Origin of the sequence: Halorubrum sp. DM2 (assembly GCF_901686465.1) — an archaeon.
Classification (GTDB): Archaea; Halobacteriota; Halobacteria; order Halobacteriales; family Haloferacaceae; genus Halorubrum.
On the sequence record NZ_LR594487.1, the window covers coordinates 871,233 to 887,976 of the forward strand.

The 16,744-nt window shown below is 66.2% G+C and carries 15 protein-coding genes, 2 tRNA genes and 1 pseudogene; 9 read left to right on the plus strand and 9 right to left on the minus strand.

Features of this window, described 5'->3' with window-relative positions:
* Positions 1 to 753, plus strand: a complete 753-nt coding sequence (locus QOL69_RS04525) for a DUF4382 domain-containing protein (RefSeq protein ID WP_283402199.1) — start codon at positions 1 to 3, stop codon at positions 751 to 753.
* A gap of 297 nt (positions 754 to 1,050) precedes the next feature.
* Here QOL69_RS04525 and QOL69_RS04530 read toward each other — a convergent pair whose 3' ends face one another.
* Genes QOL69_RS04530 through QOL69_RS04540 form a run of 3 tightly spaced genes read right to left on the minus strand, consistent with a single transcriptional unit; the run spans position 1,051 to position 3,197 of the window.
* The gene (locus tag QOL69_RS04530) at positions 1,051 to 1,746 is read right to left on the minus strand and encodes a VTT domain-containing protein (protein ID WP_283402200.1); all 696 of its coding nucleotides are present in this window, start codon (positions 1,744 to 1,746) and stop codon (positions 1,051 to 1,053) included.
* Between the two features lie 49 nt (positions 1,747 to 1,795).
* Positions 1,796 to 2,323 carry a hypothetical protein gene (locus QOL69_RS04535; RefSeq protein WP_283402201.1) on the minus strand — a complete coding sequence of 176 codons (528 nt, stop codon included), beginning with the start codon at positions 2,321 to 2,323 and terminating at the stop codon, positions 1,796 to 1,798.
* A 46-nt stretch (positions 2,324 to 2,369) separates the two neighbouring features.
* Entirely contained in the window at positions 2,370 to 3,197 is an 828-nt protein-coding gene (locus tag QOL69_RS04540) for an NAD(+)/NADH kinase (RefSeq protein ID WP_283402202.1), read from the minus strand.
* A gap of 169 nt (positions 3,198 to 3,366) precedes the next feature.
* Here QOL69_RS04540 and QOL69_RS04545 point away from each other — a divergent pair, with 169 nt between their 5' ends.
* Together QOL69_RS04545 and QOL69_RS17270 are read left to right on the plus strand one after the other, a co-directional pair.
* The gene (locus QOL69_RS04545; RefSeq protein ID WP_283402203.1) at positions 3,367 to 4,905 is read left to right on the plus strand and encodes a KaiC domain-containing protein; all 1,539 of its coding nucleotides are present in this window, start codon (positions 3,367 to 3,369) and stop codon (positions 4,903 to 4,905) included.
* Positions 4,906 to 4,991: 86 nt separating this feature from the next.
* Positions 4,992 to 6,992, plus strand: a complete 2,001-nt coding sequence (locus QOL69_RS17270; RefSeq protein ID WP_321169510.1) for a P-loop NTPase fold protein — start codon at positions 4,992 to 4,994, stop codon at positions 6,990 to 6,992.
* 307 nt (positions 6,993 to 7,299) lie between these two features.
* Here the strand turns inward: QOL69_RS17270 and QOL69_RS04555 are convergent, their stop codons facing one another.
* A complete protein-coding gene (locus tag QOL69_RS04555; protein ID WP_048076220.1) occupies positions 7,300 to 7,602 on the minus strand; it encodes a hypothetical protein in 303 nt (100 codons plus the stop codon).
* Between the two features lie 138 nt (positions 7,603 to 7,740).
* Here QOL69_RS04555 and QOL69_RS04560 point away from each other — a divergent pair, with 138 nt between their 5' ends.
* On the plus strand, positions 7,741 to 8,775 hold the full coding sequence (locus QOL69_RS04560; RefSeq protein WP_048076219.1) for a sensor histidine kinase: 1,035 nt from the start codon (positions 7,741 to 7,743) through the stop codon (positions 8,773 to 8,775).
* A 303-nt stretch (positions 8,776 to 9,078) separates the two neighbouring features.
* Here the strand turns inward: QOL69_RS04560 and QOL69_RS04565 are convergent.
* Positions 9,079 to 9,149: transfer RNA gene (locus QOL69_RS04565), tRNA-Gly, on the minus strand.
* A 119-nt stretch (positions 9,150 to 9,268) separates the two neighbouring features.
* On the opposite strand from QOL69_RS04565, the gene QOL69_RS04570 reads away from it, so the two are divergent.
* The gene (locus QOL69_RS04570; protein WP_283402204.1) at positions 9,269 to 10,732 is read left to right on the plus strand and encodes a M28 family metallopeptidase; all 1,464 of its coding nucleotides are present in this window, start codon (positions 9,269 to 9,271) and stop codon (positions 10,730 to 10,732) included.
* A 45-nt stretch (positions 10,733 to 10,777) separates the two neighbouring features.
* Here QOL69_RS04570 and nadE read toward each other — a convergent pair whose 3' ends face one another.
* Positions 10,778 to 11,746 (minus strand): NAD(+) synthase, encoded by a 969-nt coding sequence (gene nadE / locus QOL69_RS04575; protein WP_283402205.1) that lies wholly within the window; start codon positions 11,744 to 11,746, stop codon positions 10,778 to 10,780.
* A 387-nt stretch (positions 11,747 to 12,133) separates the two neighbouring features.
* On the opposite strand from nadE, the gene QOL69_RS04580 reads away from it, so the two are divergent.
* Positions 12,134 to 12,667 carry an Rrf2 family transcriptional regulator gene (locus QOL69_RS04580; protein ID WP_283404209.1) on the plus strand — a complete coding sequence of 178 codons (534 nt, stop codon included), beginning with the start codon at positions 12,134 to 12,136 and terminating at the stop codon, positions 12,665 to 12,667.
* A 24-nt stretch (positions 12,668 to 12,691) separates the two neighbouring features.
* On the opposite strand, the pseudogene truA reads toward QOL69_RS04580, so the two are convergent.
* The 3 genes and pseudogenes from truA to QOL69_RS04595 all read right to left on the minus strand — a co-directional run.
* A pseudogene (truA, locus tag QOL69_RS04585) lies at positions 12,692 to 13,621 on the minus strand (tRNA pseudouridine(38-40) synthase TruA); the annotation flags it as partial.
* Positions 13,618 to 14,109, minus strand: a complete 492-nt coding sequence (locus tag QOL69_RS04590) for a universal stress protein (RefSeq protein WP_283402206.1) — start codon at positions 14,107 to 14,109, stop codon at positions 13,618 to 13,620. The pseudogene truA and the gene QOL69_RS04590, both read right to left, overlap by 4 nt.
* Positions 14,110 to 14,211: 102 nt before the next feature.
* Positions 14,212 to 14,412, minus strand: a complete 201-nt coding sequence (locus QOL69_RS04595) for a XapX domain-containing protein (protein WP_283402207.1) — start codon at positions 14,410 to 14,412, stop codon at positions 14,212 to 14,214.
* Between the two features lie 118 nt (positions 14,413 to 14,530).
* Between QOL69_RS04595 and QOL69_RS04600 the strand changes: the two genes are divergently transcribed.
* From QOL69_RS04600 to QOL69_RS04610, 3 genes are all read left to right on the plus strand, one after another.
* Positions 14,531 to 15,097: a peptidylprolyl isomerase gene (locus QOL69_RS04600; RefSeq protein ID WP_283402208.1), complete on the plus strand. Its 567-nt coding sequence runs from the start codon at positions 14,531 to 14,533 to the stop codon at positions 15,095 to 15,097.
* 116 nt (positions 15,098 to 15,213) lie between these two features.
* Positions 15,214 to 15,322: transfer RNA gene (locus QOL69_RS04605), tRNA-Glu, on the plus strand.
* Between the two features lie 149 nt (positions 15,323 to 15,471).
* Complete coding sequence (locus tag QOL69_RS04610; protein ID WP_283402209.1) at positions 15,472 to 16,665, plus strand: cystathionine gamma-synthase; 1,194 nt, start codon at positions 15,472 to 15,474, stop codon at positions 16,663 to 16,665.
* The last annotated feature ends 79 nt before the right edge of the window (positions 16,666 to 16,744 follow it).

Below are 16,744 nucleotides of genomic sequence, written 5' to 3' on the forward strand. Positions count from 1 at the left end.
GTGACGGACCGAACGCCCGACCTCGGCATCGACCGGCGGACGTACCTGCGGGCGACCGGCGTCGCCGCGCTCGGCTCCGTCGGACTCGCCGGCTGCGTCAGTCGCGCGACCGGCACGCTCGCGACGCAGGTAACGGACCAGCCCGCCGACATCGGTGACTTCGAGTCGCTCGTCGTCACCGTCGAGGGGTTCTGGCTCGGACCGGAGGGTGCCCGGACGGAGTCGGACGACGACGGCAACGAGACGGACGACGGAAGTGACGACGCCGACGGCAACGAGACCGATAGCGGCAACGAGACTGACGGCGACAACGATACCGACGACGAGGGGGATGTTCCCGGCCGCGAGTATCACGAGTTCGACGAGCCGCAGGAGGCCGACCTCGTCGAACTCCAGAACGGGGAGACCCAGCTAATCGACGAGCGCGATCTGGAGACCGGCGAGTACCCGTACCTCCAACTCGACGTGTCCGCGGCCGACGGGACGCTCACCGACGGGAGCGAGGCCACCGTCGACCTCCCGGGTAACGCGCCGCTGAAGTTCAACGCGCCGTTCGAGATCCGCGAGAACACGCAGACGACTTTCACCGCGGACTTCGCGCCGGTGGAGCGGGGGAACGGTCGATACCTCCTCCGCCCGGTACCGAGCGGGATCGAAGTCGCGTACGGCGACGCCGAGGACGCCGACGAATCTGACAACTCCGACAGCTCGGACGACGCCGAATCGAGCGGCGGCAACACCTCCGACGCCTGACGGCCGCGCGTTCCCCCGGTCCCCCGTTGGAGCCGCGGTGCGATCGCGGCTCCGGGGTTAGGGCTGGGTTTCGGTTCCCGGGGTTCGGGGACCGGGGGAATGTGCGTTGCGTCACGGTTGGTCCCCGCGTCGAGGGTCAGAGGCACACGACCCGCACGATCGCCCGCGCGACGACGCGCACGGGCGGTCTCCGTTCTTCCGGCCTGTGTCGATGCGTTTTCTCCCGATTCGTTTCTCGTCGTGGCTTCTCGTCGCGGCCGCTCGTCGTCTACCCATCGAACCGCTCGTCGAAGCTGGTCAGGCCGAGGCCGCCGCGTCGGGTGCGACGAAAGTCCGGTAGAGCGGTCCGGCGAGCACCAGCGCCCCGACCGCGGCCATGCCGAGGATCGCAGTCGGGTCGACGAGCGACCCGCCGGTCGCGGCGAGGCGGTCGAGCGAAATGCCGACCGCGACCCCGCAGAGGATCCACGGCAGTTCGCCGAGCGCGGTGCCGATCAGGAACGGCCGGGCCTCGACGCCGGCGGCCGCGGCCCCGACAGTCACCGCGTCGGAGGGGAGCGGCAGCAGCCGGGTCCCGGTCACGGCGCGCACGCTTCCCGACTCCGCCGCGAACCGCTCGCCCGCGCGACAGAACCGATCTGCGAGTCCGGACTCCTCGCGGCCGTCCGACGGATCACGGAACCGGAGTCGTCCCGCCCGGGCGAGCGCGTACGGCGGGAGCGAGGTGGCGACGACGGCCGCGAGCGCGAAGGGAATCCCGACCCATCCGTACCCGAAGCCGACGGCGACGGCGAGGAGGGTCGTCGGCCACGCGAGAAGGGGTCTGACGGCCGCGAGCGCGACGACGGCCACGCCGAACCGGACCGGGTCGTCCGCGAGCCAGCGGAGCCGCGAGAGCGCGGTCTCGGGGGAGACCGCGAGCGCGACCGCCGCCAGCCCGGCGACGACGACGCCCGCGACCGCGTACCGCCCGACCGTCGACCGGCGATTCACGCTCCGGCGTCGGCGGGCGTCCGGTAAACGCTTTGTGGGTGCGGTCGCGTCACTCCTCGACGAACGCCGCCCGGAACGGCTCCGAGAGGTGTTCGCGCTGCCACGCCGCGACGGCCTCCTCGCCCAGCAGGCTCGCCCACGCGGTCAGGACTCCGGCACACAGGACGACGCCGGGGACGACGTGGACGGCGGCGTCGACGAACAGCGCCGGACGGAGGAGAAAGAAGCCGACCCGGTCGGCGAGCGCGTCCCACGCCGGGCCGAAGGCGGTCCAGCGGAACGCGAAGGGGACCACCGTCACCGTCGCGAGCGGATACGCGAGGACGTCCGTCACCGGACCGCCCTTCCCGCGGACGAACACGAGCGCGTAAAAGCCCCAGCAGGCCAGCGAGGCGAACGCCCCGGCGACCCGCTGGGGACCGACCGGCTCCCCGTGGCCCAGCGCCGCCAGTCCGAAGAACGCCGCGGCCGCGCCGACGTAGCCGACCAGGCACGCGAGCGCGCCCCCGACGAGGACGAGCGCGTGTTCGGTCCGCGACTGTCCGGCGAACGGTGCCAGCCCCAGCGGAACGTTCATCGACGGGGTCTCCGGCCGGCCGGGGATTGAAGCTTGCGCGTCCGGGTCACGACAGTTTCCCGAGCGCCTCGAAGAAGTCCGAGGGGGGGCCCGCGATCCGTATCGGCGGCGCGGTCCGCTCGACGGTCACCTCGACCGGGCCGTCGAGCGAGGCGGTGTCGCGGCCGTCGCTGACGACGGTCGCGCCCGCCTCGTCGGGGACCGAGACGGTGACGGTCGCCTCCGTGTCCACCACGAGCGGGGGCATCCCCTCCTCGGCGGCCATCTCGTTGACGACGATCCCGTCCACCTCGGGGTGAATCAGCGGTCCGCGCTCGGAGAGGTTGTACGCGGTCGATCCCGTCGGCGTGGCGACGAGGACGCCGTCGGCGTGCCCGCCGGCGTACCGCGACCCGTCGACCCGCACCTCGTACTCGATCCCGCCGCCGGGCCCGCGGCGGTCTCCTTGGACGACCACCTCGTTCGCGGCCGGCGTCGAGGTCCAGTCGCCCGCGCTGGCGGCGAGCCGCGGGGCCTCGCGGACGTCCAACCCGTCGTCGCGGAACGACCGGATCTCGGCGCGGAGCGCTCCGGCGGCGTCGGTCGGCGAGACGGCGTTGAGGAAGCCGACCTCCCCGAGGTTCACCCCGACTATCGGCGTATCGCCGGCGTTCCGGGCGACGAACAGGAACGTCCCGTCGCCGCCGACGGCGACGACCAGGTCGCAGTCGTCGAACGCGTCGACCGGACGGGCGTCGTCGCCGGCGTCGAGCGCCGCGGCGGTCTCCTCGTCGAGCCAGACTGCCTCGCCCGCGTCGACGACGACGTCTCTGAGCGTCGCCGCGAGCGACGCCGCCCGCTCGCTGCCCTTTCGCGCCACGATGCCCACTTCCATGGGGAGTCCATCCCCTCGCCCGGATAAAAGCGTGCGGACATCGGCGAGCCGAACCGAGCGCGGCAGCCGGCCGCGCGGAGTTCTCAAAACGTGAAACCTCGCCGGAAAGTTTCAAGCCGCTCGGTCGCGTTGCTCGGCGCATGTCGACTCCCCACGGGCGGCGGAAACGATGAGCGAGGAGGACGACTGGTTCGAGCGCGCGCTGCGCGAGACCGACGAGGAGTCCGACGAGCGGCCGGTGGGTGGCCCGGAGACCGACGACGGCGACGAGGAGGAGCCGGAGTCGGACGCTCCAGTAGATGGTGCCGATAGCGCGGAGACCGACGACGGCGTCGCGGAACACGGACCCGACGCCGAGAGCGTCCCCGACGATCCGGCGAGAGAGATCGGGATCGGAAGCGACGACGAGGGCGACGGCGACCCGTTCGGTGAGGGCGATGCGAGCGACGATGATCCGTTCGGTGGCTCCGACGCGGAGGGGACCGATATCTTCGGCGGCAACGAGTCACTCGAAAGCGATCCCCCCGACGGCGACGACGCGGGATCCGAGCCCCCGCTCGATCCCGCGGCTGACGACCCTGCGGACGGCGGCGTTCCCGCGGGGGCGTTCGGCGACGTGGACGCCGACGCCGACGAAGGTCAGTTCGACTCCTTCGGCGGCGACGACTCATTCGGTGGCGACGATCCCTTCGGCGGCGGTGACGCCGGTGTCGACGCGGAGAGCGGTGCGGGCGGCGAAAGCGGTGGGGGCGTCGACACGGACCCGTTCGGCGAGGACGACCCCTTCGGCGGGAGCCGAGCCGGCAGGTCCGACAGCGGATCGGGCGGCGCAGGCGGCGGAGAGTCGCCGGGCGGTGGCGGCGCTGACGCCGGTAGCGACCCCTTCGGCGGCTATCGCGGGTCCGCGGCCCGGGGCAACGACGAGTTCGGGTTCGACGACTTCGGCGGGGGCGACGCCGGACCGGGGGAGGCGACCGGCTTCGACGTCGATCCCGACGAGTTCGAGTCGGGGATCGACCGGACCGACATCGGGATCGAGGGGCTCGACGACATGATCCTCGGCGGGGTCCCCAGCCGGTCGCTGTTGTCGGTCATCGGCGGTGCCGGGACCGGGAAGACGACGTTCGCGCTCCAGTTCCTGAACCACGCCCTCGAAACGGGGGACAAGGGGATCTACATCACCCTCGAACAGACCCGCGAGTCGATATACGACACGGCCGACGAGAAGGGGTGGTCGTTCCGCGAACACGCGGACGAGGACCGCCTCGCGGTCGTCGCCATCGACCCCATCGAGATGGCCAACTCGCTGTCGTCGATCCGCAACGACCTCGTCCGGCTCATCGCCGAGTTCGACGCGGACCGGCTGGTACTCGACTCCGTCTCCCTACTCGAAATGATGTACGATCACCCCGCGAAGCGCCGCTCCGAGGTGTTCGGGTTCACGCGCTCGCTGAAGGAGGCGGGCGTGACGACGCTTCTCACCTCCGAGGCGAGCGAACAGAACCCGTACGCCTCCCGTCACGGAATCGTCGAGTACCTCACGGACGCCGTCTTCGTCCTCCAGTACATCCGCGGATCGGACTTCCGCGAGACGCGGCTGGCCGTCGAGATCCAGAAGATCCGCGACGCGAACCACTCCCGCGAGACGAAGCCGTACGACATCACCGACACCGGCATCTCGGTGTACGACCAGGCGAACATCTTCTGACGCGGCACGATCAATATACCCGTCCGAGAATCGCACCGTTCGCAGGGAATAGAATTTTTTGTTATCTGTTTGTACTCTCCACAAGCATGAGCGAATCTGGGGGAACAAGTAGACGCGACGAGTACTATGGAAGTCCGGATCTACCTACTACCGAAGATGACCTCGGATTCAGATCATATGTGAATGCTGTGATGAAATTTCTCACTCATGACGACACCGAACCACCCCTCACTATCTCTGTTGAAGGCGATTGGGGATCAGGGAAGTCATCGTTCCTGCTCCAACTAGAAGATGCGCTCCGGGAGAAAGACCACCATACGGTACAATTTAATCCATGGCAACACGACAAAGAAGAGCAGCTGTGGGCGGTGTTTGCCATTCAGTTTTTTGATCAGCTAACCCAACAACTATCTGCCACACAGCGTTGGAAAGGTCATATTAAACTGTACCTTAGACGTACAGACTGGAACAGCAGCTGGATCTCCATAATCCAAAATGTTCTACTCGGTCTCCTTGCTTTCATTGTAACAATTGCTGTCCCGCTACTGGTTGTTGTGTTGGGGTTAGAACTATCAGAATCTCTGAACATTATTAGAGATTCTAACTTAGCAGATGTATTTAAAGGGGTTGTATACTCCGGAAGTGTTCTGTTATTTTTAACCGGTATAACTTCTATCTGGATCCGCATCAGGAACGAACTGGGCGCAGGGATACGGAGAGGAATCTCACAACACGTTAATTCACCCGATTACTCAAACCGAATCCCATTTGTTGAGAGCTTTCATGACGATTTCGAGAACATCGTTAATGCCTATTCTGGAGATAAACCTGTTTTCGTATTTATAGATGACTTAGACCGTTGTGAGAATCAGAAAGCAGCTGAATTGATGGAAGGTATAAATGCGCTGGTCTCTGTGGAAACGTCTATCTTCTTTATTGTAGCAATGGATAGAGATAAAGTTGCGGCTAGTGTAGCTAAAAAGCATCAGGACCCAGTAGAAAGTGAAAGAAATATAGTTGACAATAAAACAGATCAGCAAAATCCAGATATCACGTATGGGAACAAATATTTACAAAAGTTTATACAAATTTCGTTTCAGGTCCCCAGTCCTTCAAAACAGAACGTGGAAGATTTCGTTGAGTCCCTTGTTCATACAGAATCTTCCCAAACCAAAAGTGAAACTGTAGACTGGCATAAAAATACGGAGGCGCTCAATAATTTTCATGATAAACTAACTGAAATGTCAAGTTTATTATCAAAAAGACTAGATTATAACCCGAGAGATATCAAAAAATTTGTGAACACCTATCGTTTTCAAACGCTTCTCGCCAAAGAACGCGGTATCATCGATCGGAATAGAGGAGTCGGTGTTGGAATAACTGTCGAGCAACTTGGGAAGTTTGTCGCATTGAGTCTACAGAAGCCACAGTTTGTGTCCGATCTATCTCACAGACCCAAAGATCTGAATTACCTACAGGAATACGCACTCGATGATTCTGATAACCAAGATCTTGGTGAAAAATTATCAGATTCGACAAGAGACTGGAAACACGATCAGGAACTAATCTCTCTACTGAACATCGGATGTGATGGTTTGACACCAGATCCGTATAGTTTTGAGAACGCAAATGTTGAGTTCCTGCTCCAGATCTCACCCGAGTCAGATCTCACCCTTCCAGACGAACGAAGGGTTACGGTCAGAATATTAGAACCAGTCGGTGAAATATTTGGAACAGATGAACGGGTGTACAAGTTGCGAAAATCTCAGATGGTCTCCCTACCCGCTACGAACGCAATACCGCTTGTTGAGCGTGGTGCAGCAGAAATACCCAAATTCGATCAAGAGCAACCGTCAGACATCTCGGTAAATGTGGAGGATTTGGAGGAGTCAAAACCAAATATATCCTCAGGTCCTGCGGATGAACAAGTACGAGTTACTATCGAAATGATTGAGAACTATCCAGAGAAAATATTCGGAATTGATGGGCAAGAGTATCGTGTTGAACGGAATGATGTTCTGACACTTCCGGTTCCGGACGCAATTCCGCTAATACAGAGGGGATTTGCGAAGCGTTTAAACTCGTGATCTGCTGCTGACTAACTCTCAACTCTGTCTTACAACATTCATATAATGGGTTAATTGGATTTGTCGGGGATGTATAACCTAGATTAAGCAGAGTGAGACAAGTTTCATTTGCTGAATATGACGTGGACCGTCCGATTCGATTTTGTCATTTTGTCAAAAATCATGGCCGTCTACACAGATAACTCCCGCGAGACGAAGCCGTACGACATCACCGACACCGGTATCTCCGTGTACGATCAGGCGAACATCTTCTGACCGGCGGGGCCGACGCCGAAGGCGACGGAACCCCCGCGACACACGACAAGCTTCATTTCTCGCCCACCGGTGTGTCGGGTATGACTGCGCCGTAGGTCACCACCGGACTGGCTTCGAAGTACGTCGGCCTCCCCGCACAGATCGCCGAGTTCCTCGTCGTCGCCGCCGCGCTGTACCTCCCCGGGCGGTACGTCGTCAGGCCGCTCGTCAGTTGGGTGTTCGACCGCCGAGCCCTCGCTCCGACCCTCGAACGGACGGTCGAGAAGCTGATCGGCGTCGGCACCTTCGTGATCGCGCTAGTCGTCGCGGCGTGGGTCGCGGGCTTTACCGCGCTGTCTGTGACCGCGCTTCGCACCACCGGCTTCGGAGCTGAATCTGGCGCTCGCCCGACGGGACATCGCTGTGTCACGAATCCCTCCCGTCAGAGAACGACCGAAACGCGCTGGAACGGAAGGCGATATGTACCTCCATGCCGACACGTCGACCGAAGGTGATGTCGTCTCTCTCTCGCCCGAACGCCGTCGGTCTCGTCGGTGTCTCGATCGTCGTCGCGACCGCGGTCACGGGCGTAGTCGCCGACGTGTCGACGCGAACCGTCCTCCTCCAGTCGTCCGTCCCGCTCGCCGTCGGGATCGGTCTCGTCGGCTACGGCGCGTTCCTCCGCACCCGAGAGGTCGACCTGAAACCCCGGACAGTCCTGACGGGGACCGCCCTCGGTCTCGGTGCGTTCCTCGTCGTCGGCGCGTGGTTCGGCCTGATAAGCGCGCGCCCGGACACGTCGATCCGGCTGTCGATCGTCGCCTCGTTGAGTATCGGGTCCGCGTTCGGAACCCTCGTCGGGAGCTACGCGACACAGCTACACGACGCGAACGAGCGCCTCCGGGAGACGAACCGACGGCTCAAGGCGAGGAACGACCAGATGGACGAGTTCGTGGACGTGGCGAGCCACGACCTTCGGAACCCCGTGAACGTCGCTCAGGGACGCCTCGAACTGGCACGGGACGAGCGCGACAGCGAACACCTCAGATCGGCCGGGAGGGCGCTCGACCGCATGGACGAACTCATCACCGACCTCGTCTCGCTGGCGAAGGCGGGCGATCAGATCCGGTCGTTCGAGCCGGTCGATCTCGGGGCCGTCAGCGAGGGCTGCTGGGATCTCGTCGCGACCCGGGACGCGTCGGTCTCCGTCGACACGAACCGTACGGTGCGCGCCGACGGCAACCGAATCAAACAGATATTCGAAAACCTGTTCCGAAACGCTGTTCAGCACGGCGGCGACGGAGTCACCGTCACCGTCGGCGATCTCCCCGACGGGTTCTTCGTCGAAGACGACGGGGCCGGAATTCCCGAAGAACTCCGCGGAGCAGTCCTCGAAGACGGGTTCTCCACGTCCGCGGACGGCGTCGGTCTCGGTCTCTCCATCGTCGCACAGGTGTCACAGGCGCACGGCTGGGACGTGACCGTGACCGAAAGCAAGACCGGAGGTGCGCGGTTCGAGTTCACTGGCGTCGGGACGGTCGACGACTGATTCGGGCCACGAGTCGACTCGCTCGGAGTCGTTCGCTGCGCGCGATTAATAGGGCTCAATTCCGTGGGATACCTGCGGCTCGCGAGTTGCTCGCCGCAGGTATGCACCGTCCGGGAGTCCCGTGAGTGAAGCGAACGGGACAACGGACGGGGCACGAACGAAGTGAAGTGCACCGTCCGGGAATTGAACCGGAGGAAGACGGTCCGGGCATGCGGCCTCGCTTCGCTCGGCCGTTCCGGGCTGCGGCTTCCAGGGTTCAATTCCGTGGGATACCTGCGGCTCGCGAGTTGCTCGCCGCAGGTATGCACCGTCCGGGAATTGAACCCGGGCTATTAGCTTGGGAAGCTAATGTCCTACCACTGGACCAACGGTGCGCGGACTGACGTACCCGACCGTCCCACTTGAACGTAGCGTTTCGGTGGGCGCGGGCCACACGCCGGCCCCCGAATGCCGCGAGCCACACGCTTAAGCCGCGGCCGACGGTCTCGTGTCCATGACCGACGACACAGCGGACGCGACCCGGTCGGACGGGGCTGCCGCGGTCGAGCGCGTGCGCGAGCGAGCGACGGACCTCGCGCCCGCGCTCGGCGCGACGTGGACCGACGACGAACCGTGGGCCTTCCTCACCGATCTCACCGCGATTGGGAGCCGCATGGCCGGCAGCGAGGGGGAGCGGCGGGCCGCCGGACTCGTCGCGGACGCCTTCGAGTGCGCGGGACTCGCGGACGTACGGACGGAGCCGTTCGACCTCCCGGCGTGGGAGCGCGGGTCAGCGTCGCTCGACGTGACCGTCCCGGGCCGGGACGGCGAGCCGGCGACGCGCTCGTTCGAGACGCTGGCGCTCCCGTACTCGCCCGCCGGAGACATCGCCGGCGAACTCGTCGACGTCGGCTACGGCACCCCGGCGGAGATCGACGAGCGCGACGTGGAGGGCCGGATCGCGGTCGCCTCGACGACGACGCCCTCGGGCGGCCGGTTCGTCCACCGGATGGAAAAGTTCGGCTACGCGATCGATTCGGGCGCGGTCGGGTTCGTGTTCGTCAACCACGTCGACGGCCAGCTCCCTCCCACCGGGTCGCTCACGTTCGGGAAGGAGGCCGAGGCGGTCGCCGTCGGCGTCTCGAAGGAGACCGGCGCGTGGCTCCGCGAGTACGCGGTCGGGAGCGGGAGAACGGGCGGAGCCGGCGCTGACGACGGGGCGGCCGCCGGGTCGGGGCCGGTCGGGCGGGCCGAACTCTCCGTCGAGGCGTCGACGACGCCGGGCGAGAGCCGCAACGTGATCGGGCGCGCCGGACCGGACACCGACGAGCGCGTCCTCCTGCTCGCCCACTACGACGCACACGACATCGCGGAGGGCGCGCTCGACAACGGCTGCGGGATCGCGACGGTCGCGACCGCGGCGGGGATCCTGTCGGACGCGGACCTCCCGCTCGGCGTCGACGTCGTCGCGGTCGGTGCCGAGGAGGTCGGGCTGCTCGGCGCGGAACACCTCGCCGAGCGCGTCGACCGCGACCGGGTGAAGGGGGTGGTCAACGTCGACGGCGCGGGGCGGTTCCGGGACCTCGTCGCGCTCGCGCACGCATCCACGGCGACCGCGTCGGTCGCGGAGGCGGTCTCGACGGCGACGCGCCAGCCGATCGAGGTTGACGCGGAGCCGCACCCGTTCTCCGACCAGTGGCCGTTTGTACGCCGCGGCGTGCCGGCGCTCCAGCTCCACAGCGACTCCGGCGACCGCGGCCGGGGATGGGGTCACACCCACGCGGACACCCGGGACAAGGTCGACGACCGGAACGTCCGCGAACACGCGATGCTGATCGCCCTGATCGTCGCCGAGTTCGCGGCCGACGAGCGCGGCCTCCCGCGGCTCGACCGTGACGAACTCGCCGCCGCGTTCCGCGAGGCCGACTTCGAGACCGGGATGCGCGCCGCCGACCTCTGGCCGGCCGACTGGGACTGAGTCGCGCACGGGACGGGCGAGCCGGCCCGGCGGGACGAGCCGCCGTCACTCGACGTCGGCGTCCGGCGTCGGCGGCGGCAGGCGCTTGTGTGCCGTCGCGCAGTGCCGACCGAGGAGGTCCGTGACGAGCTCGCGGTCGACGGGCGCGAACTCGCCGGCGCGCTCGCCGCCAGTCACGTTGGCGTCAGCGACCGCCGCCGCGATCCGTTTGACGACCGCGTCTGGGTCCAGCCCGCGGTCGACGCCGAGGTGGAGGACGGGATCGATCACCTCGTAGGGAGCGCCCAGATCGTCCGCGTCGCGCTGCCCCGGCAGGAACCCGGCGGACGGTGGCTTCTCGACGACGAACTCCGGGACGTTGAGTTCGGCCGCAAGCGACCGGACGTGTGTCTTGTAGAGGTGGCCGAGCGGGAACAGGTCGGCCGCGCCGTCGCCGTGTTTCGTCAGGTAGCCCGAGAGCAGTTCGCTCCGGTTGGCGGTGCCACAGACCAGGCGGTTCGTCGCGTTGGCGGCGAGGTACGCGACGGCCATGCGGAGGCGCGCGACCGCGTTTCCGGACCGGACCGGCTCGTCGTGGAGGTCGAACCGGTCGGGGACGACCGCGCCGAACTGCGCGAACAGCGGCTGGAGGTGAACGGTGTCGTGTTCGATCCCCAGCGCCTCCGCGAGCGCCTCTGCGTCGCGGGCGTGCGGCGCGCCGATCTTGTTACACGGCAGTACCAGCCCGTACACCCGGTCGGCACCGAGGGCCTCGACGGCGAGTGCGGCTGTCACCGTCGAGTCGAGGCCGCCGCTCATGTTCACGACCGCCCCGTCGGCACCCGCGGCGTCGACCCGCTCCACGACGAACGACCGGATCCGGTCGCGCTCGACCGTCGGATCGCGGTCCGGGAGCAGCGACCGGTAGGGCGACCGATCGCGGTCAGTGACGGGCCCGTCGTCGGCCGCAACGCTGCTGCTCGACTCCGACGAGGCGGACCCGTCGGGACCGAACGCGGACTCGCGGTCAGCCATCGATCTCTCCCTCCTGGCCCGTCGGTACTCCGGCTCGAACGAGCCGCCCGCCGACTCCGCTCCGTTCGTCGATCCGAATCGTCATCGGTTGTCCGCGGCTTCCGTTCGCCCCGGTAAATACCTGCGGTGTAGATAATATAAGGAATTGAGACTCTTCACCCGCTACCCGTAGATATTAGCATAAATTTGTACACGTACATGGATTATTCTCCATATAACTTCTATACTCACGGAATTCATCCCCGTTTGGGTGGCTGCCCTCACGATTACTCACTTCGGAACCATAGGAATCTATATATTCAACTTCGAGCCGGATATACGCCAGTATCAAGCATATAATGTCGTTATATACAAACATTTATTGTCTAAACTGCGGTCGATATATCCATGTCGAACATTGAGTTGAGTTCCAGCCAGAATCGCGTGCTCACCGCGCTCGTGAACCTCTCCGAGGGGCGGGACGCGCCGGTACAGGGACGCGAGATAGCCGACGCCATCGACCGCAACGCGGGGACGGTTCGCAACCGGATGGGAAGCCTCCGAACGCTCGGTCTCGTCGAGGGGGTCGCCGGTCCCGACGGCGGCTACGTCCCGACCGACAGCGCGTACGACGTACTCGGCATCGAGCGGCTGGAGGACGCCGCGACGACCCCCGTCGAGCGCGAGGGAGCCCCCGTCGAGGACGTCACGGTCGCGGAGATCGACCTGTCGAGCGTCGCGAACCCCGAACTGTGCCGCGCCGAACTCGTGATCCGCGGTCCGGTCGGTCCCTTCGACGCGGGCGATCACGTCACCGTCGGGCCGACGCCCGCGACCGGGCTGCGGCTCTCGGGCGTGGTGGACGCGACGAACGTCGACGGCAACTCCCTCCTGGTCCGCGTCGACGGGATGGAGACGCCGACGGGCGGCTCCGCGGCCTGAGCTACTCTCTCTCTCGCCGACCGTAGCCAGTCGCTCGCGGACCGCGCCGGTGGCGGCCGCGGCGTGGCGCGCGTCTCGGTGTCGCTCGCCAAAGGCGACGCACGCGCTTTCGAGCGCCTCGCGGTCGACCGTGAACTCCGCCTCCGGGTACGTCACGTCCCACAACACGAGCGGCTCGGCGGGTGCCGGCCCGACACCCCGTCCGCCGGCGACCGGCTCGTCGGCGAGCAGCCGGTCGATCCACGCGAGGTCCGCCGTCCCCCGGCTCACCGCCCTGACCGCGGCGACGACCCGGCGCACAAGCGACCGCGGGAACCCGCCCGCTGCGAGTTCGACGACGATCACGTCCCCGTCTCGGGTCGCTTGCGCGTCGAGGTCGCGCACGGTCCCCGTCTCGTCGGTCGTCAGGTTGTGGAAGTCGTGTTCCCCGTCGAACCGCGCGAGCGCGTCGCGGAACCGGTCGTCGTCGACCGCGTGTTCGGGGTCCCGCGGGCGCTCGTGCGTCGCGTCGGAGCCGTCTCCGTCAGCGTCGCTGTCGTCGTCACCGTTGCCGGCGGCGGGTGCGTAGAGGTGATACCGGTACGTCCGCCGGACCGCGTCGTGGGTCGCGTGAAAGCCCTCCCCGACGTCGGCGGCGGCCCACACGCGGACCGACCCCGGCAGGTGTCCGTTGAACGCGCGCGGCGTGAGCCACGTCGGTGCTTCGAACGCGACGGTCTGTGCCACCGCTGAGACCCCCGCGTCGGTCCGACCGGCGGCGGCGTAGCCGGGCGGCGTGGCGTGGGTCGGTCCGTCGCCGCGCTCGACGACTCCGTGTTCGGCGAGCGCGTCGAGGAGCGCGTCCGAGACCGTGTGCGCGTGCGGCTGGCGCTGGAAGCCGGCGTACTCCCGGCCGTCGTACGCGACGCGGAACGCGCGGGTGACGGTCTCCCGCGCGGACGAGTCGCTCGTCACCGACTCCCCGACGCGCCGCCCACGTCGTCAACAGCCGCGTCGCTTCTCTCCCCCTCCGCCTCCGATTCGGCCATCGGAACCGTCACCACGGGCACGGACGCGACGCGGATGACCTTCTCGGTCACGCTCCCGAGGAGCAGTCGGCGGATCCCCCGGCGGGTGTGGCTCGGCATGACCACGATGTCAGCGCCGTCCTCGATCGCGTTCTCGATCACTTCGAGCGGGTCGCCGCGGGCGACGCTCCCGACGGTTTCCACCCCGGCGGCCTCCAGTTCGTCGGTCACCGCCTCCACGCGCTCCTCGGCCGCGTCGACCAGCCGCTCGGAGAACGCCCCCGTTCGGGGCCCCGCGAGCGTGTCGACCGCGGTGTCGGCGGCGGAGACGACGTGGACCGTCGCGTCGTAGCGCTCGGCGAGGCCGACCGCGTGCGTGATCGCGTCGTTCGCCTCGCCGACGGGCGCGACGGGCAGGAGAATCTCGTCGTACATACGCGATACTGCTCACGGCCGGCGGAAAACGATATCGGCCGGCAGAGCGGTCAGCCGAGCGGGGCGGTCAGCGCCGAGATCGGGACACCGGATCGGCGAGCGTCACAGTCCGATCGCGTCGAGCAGGTCGAAGCCGACACCGGCGTAGCCGACCAGCTTGAATCCGAGGTAGATCCCGACGATCGCCATCACGCCAGGCAGCTCCGGCGGCGCGGGGATCGGGACGCGGAGGAACGCGAACAGCGCGCCGACCGTCACGCCGACGAGGAGCGCGGCGACGGTCAAGACTGGGGTCGAACTCATGCCGTCGCGTCGGCGGCGTTCGTTCATAAACGCGGTGTTCGCGGTCGGCGACTCGCCCGCGCGGATTGGCACTGCGCGGATGGGCAGGGTTTTCCGGCGCGCGTCCCTCCTCAAGAACATGGCACGAGAGGTTTCCAACCCCGACAACCCGCAGGTGACGCTCCAGACCAACCACGGCGACATCGTCGTCGAGCTGTTCGCCGACCGCGCGCCGAAGACGGTCGAGAACTTCCTCGGTCTGGCCCGCCACGACCCCGCCGCCGACGCGGAGCCGGCGCGCGACACGAACACGTGGGAAGACCCCAAGACGGGCGAGGTCCGCGGCGACTCGCTGTACGAGGGCATCGTCTTCCACCGCGTCATCGACGACTTCATGATCCAGGGCGGCGACCCGATGGAGAACGGCCGCGGCGGCCCCGGCTACCAGTTCGACGACGAGTTCCACGACGACCTCACCCACGACGGTCCCGGCATTCTCTCGATGGCGAACTCCGGCCCGAACACGAACGGCTCGCAGTTCTTCATCACGCTCGACGCCACCCCGCACCTCGACGGCAAACACGCCGTCTTCGGGCAGGTCATCGACGGGATGGACGTCGTCGAGGAGATCGGCGGCGTGCCGACCGGCCGCAACGACGACCCCCGCGAGGCCGTCGAGATCGAGAAAGTCGACGTCGACGAGTAACGCCCCGAATCGCGGTTCGCGCGCGACGACGACCGCGTCGCGGTCGCGTGCGTTCCCCTCTCACGCTGCGGGGAGTTGAGAAGAGTTAAATCGTCCCCGACGTAAGCGTGGTTTACGCTCGGTTGGTGTAGTCCGGCCAATCATGTTGGCCTTTCGGCGGACGCGGCGCGTCAGCGCCGGTTCGGAAGTCAGCCGACGACCAGGGTTCAAATCCCTGACCGAGCATCCACTCTCACACCGCGAGCGACGCGTCTCGGTTTACGGGTGACCGCTCTCGCTCTCCGAGCGGCATCTCCCGTGCCGCGAGCGACGCGTGCCCCTCCGTGGACGATCCAAAGGGGAAGAATCACCTCCCTCGGCGACGTGGCTCACCCATGAGCGACCGATCCGACGACGGCGACGGCGACAGCGCCGACGACCGCCGCTTCGAGACTCGCGCGATCCACGCCGGACAGGAACCGGACCCGGAGACGGGGGCACTGATGACCCCGATCCACGCGAACTCGACGTACGAGCAGGACGCGCCGGGCGACCACCGCGGTTACGAGTACAGTCGGACGGGGAACCCGACGCGCACCGACCTCGAAGCGAACCTCGCCTCGCTGGAGTCGGGCAGCCACGCCCGCTGTTTCTCCTCGGGGATGGGCGCGATCAACACGGTCCTGAACCTGCTGTCCGCGGGCGACCACGTCGTCGCGGGCGACGACGTGTACGGCGGGACCCACCGAATCTTGACGCAGGTGTACGACGAGTACGACATCGAGACCACGTTCGTCGACACCCGAGACCACGACGCGGTCCGGGAGGCCATGCGCGAGGAGACGGAGCTCGTGTGGGTCGAGACGCCGACGAACCCCCTAATGAATGTCAACGACATCGCCGCGTTGGCCGACATCGCCCACGAGGCCGACGCGCTCTGTGCGGTCGACAACACCTTCGCGACGCCGTACCTCCAGCGCCCGCTCGAACACGGCGCAGACATCGTCTCCCAGTCGCTGACGAAGTACCTCGGCGGCCACTCGGACACCATCGGCGGTGCCCTCATCGTCGATGACGCGGAGCTTGACGAGCGGCTCGGCTTCTATCAGAACTCCGTCGGCGCGACGCCGGGACCGTTCGACGCCTTCCTCGTCCTCCGGGGGACGAAGACGCTCCCCGTTCGGATGGACCGCCACTGCGAGAACGCGATGGCGCTCGCCGAGTGGCTGGAGGGACACGACGCGGTCGAGCGCGTCTACTACCCCGGACTGGAGTCGCACCCGGACCACGAGCTGGCGGCCGAACAGATGGACGACTTCGGCGGCATGCTCTCCTTCGAACTCGACGGCACCTTGGAGGAGGCCTCCACCGTCGTGAGCGAGACCGAGGTGTTCACCCTCGCGGAGTCGCTCGGCGGCGTCGAGAGCCTCATCGAGCAGCCGGCCGCGATGACCCACGCGGCCATCCCGCGCAAGGAACGGCTCGCCGCCGGACTCACCGACGGTCTCATCCGGGTCTCTGTGGGAATCGAACACGTCGACGACATGAAATCCGACCTCCAGGCGGCGTTCGACGCGGCGCTATCGTAGGGGACACGGATCCGCTCCTCGCGCTCGCTGGTCGCTTCCGATCACGTGGAGTGATCGCATTTCCCTACGGCCATATTTT

Coding starts and splice junctions, on each gene's coding strand:
- QOL69_RS04535 (WP_283402201.1), bottom strand. CDS start 2,323: ATGAACGTTCCGCTGGGGCTGGCACCGTTCGCCGGACAGTCGCGGACC.
- QOL69_RS04540 (WP_283402202.1), bottom strand. CDS start 3,197: ATGGAAGTGGGCATCGTGGCGCGAAAGGGCAGCGAGCGGGCGGCGTCG.
- QOL69_RS04545 (WP_283402203.1), top strand. CDS start 3,367: ATGAGCGAGGAGGACGACTGGTTCGAGCGCGCGCTGCGCGAGACCGAC.
- QOL69_RS17270 (WP_321169510.1), top strand. CDS start 4,992: ATGAGCGAATCTGGGGGAACAAGTAGACGCGACGAGTACTATGGAAGT.
- QOL69_RS04560 (WP_048076219.1), top strand. CDS start 7,741: ATGTCGTCTCTCTCTCGCCCGAACGCCGTCGGTCTCGTCGGTGTCTCG.
- QOL69_RS04570 (WP_283402204.1), top strand. CDS start 9,269: ATGACCGACGACACAGCGGACGCGACCCGGTCGGACGGGGCTGCCGCG.
- nadE (WP_283402205.1), bottom strand. CDS start 11,746: ATGGCTGACCGCGAGTCCGCGTTCGGTCCCGACGGGTCCGCCTCGTCG.
- QOL69_RS04580 (WP_283404209.1), top strand. CDS start 12,134: ATGTCGAACATTGAGTTGAGTTCCAGCCAGAATCGCGTGCTCACCGCG.
- QOL69_RS04590 (WP_283402206.1), bottom strand. CDS start 14,109: ATGTACGACGAGATTCTCCTGCCCGTCGCGCCCGTCGGCGAGGCGAAC.
- QOL69_RS04595 (WP_283402207.1), bottom strand. CDS start 14,412: ATGAGTTCGACCCCAGTCTTGACCGTCGCCGCGCTCCTCGTCGGCGTG.
- QOL69_RS04600 (WP_283402208.1), top strand. CDS start 14,531: ATGGCACGAGAGGTTTCCAACCCCGACAACCCGCAGGTGACGCTCCAG.
- QOL69_RS04610 (WP_283402209.1), top strand. CDS start 15,472: ATGAGCGACCGATCCGACGACGGCGACGGCGACAGCGCCGACGACCGC.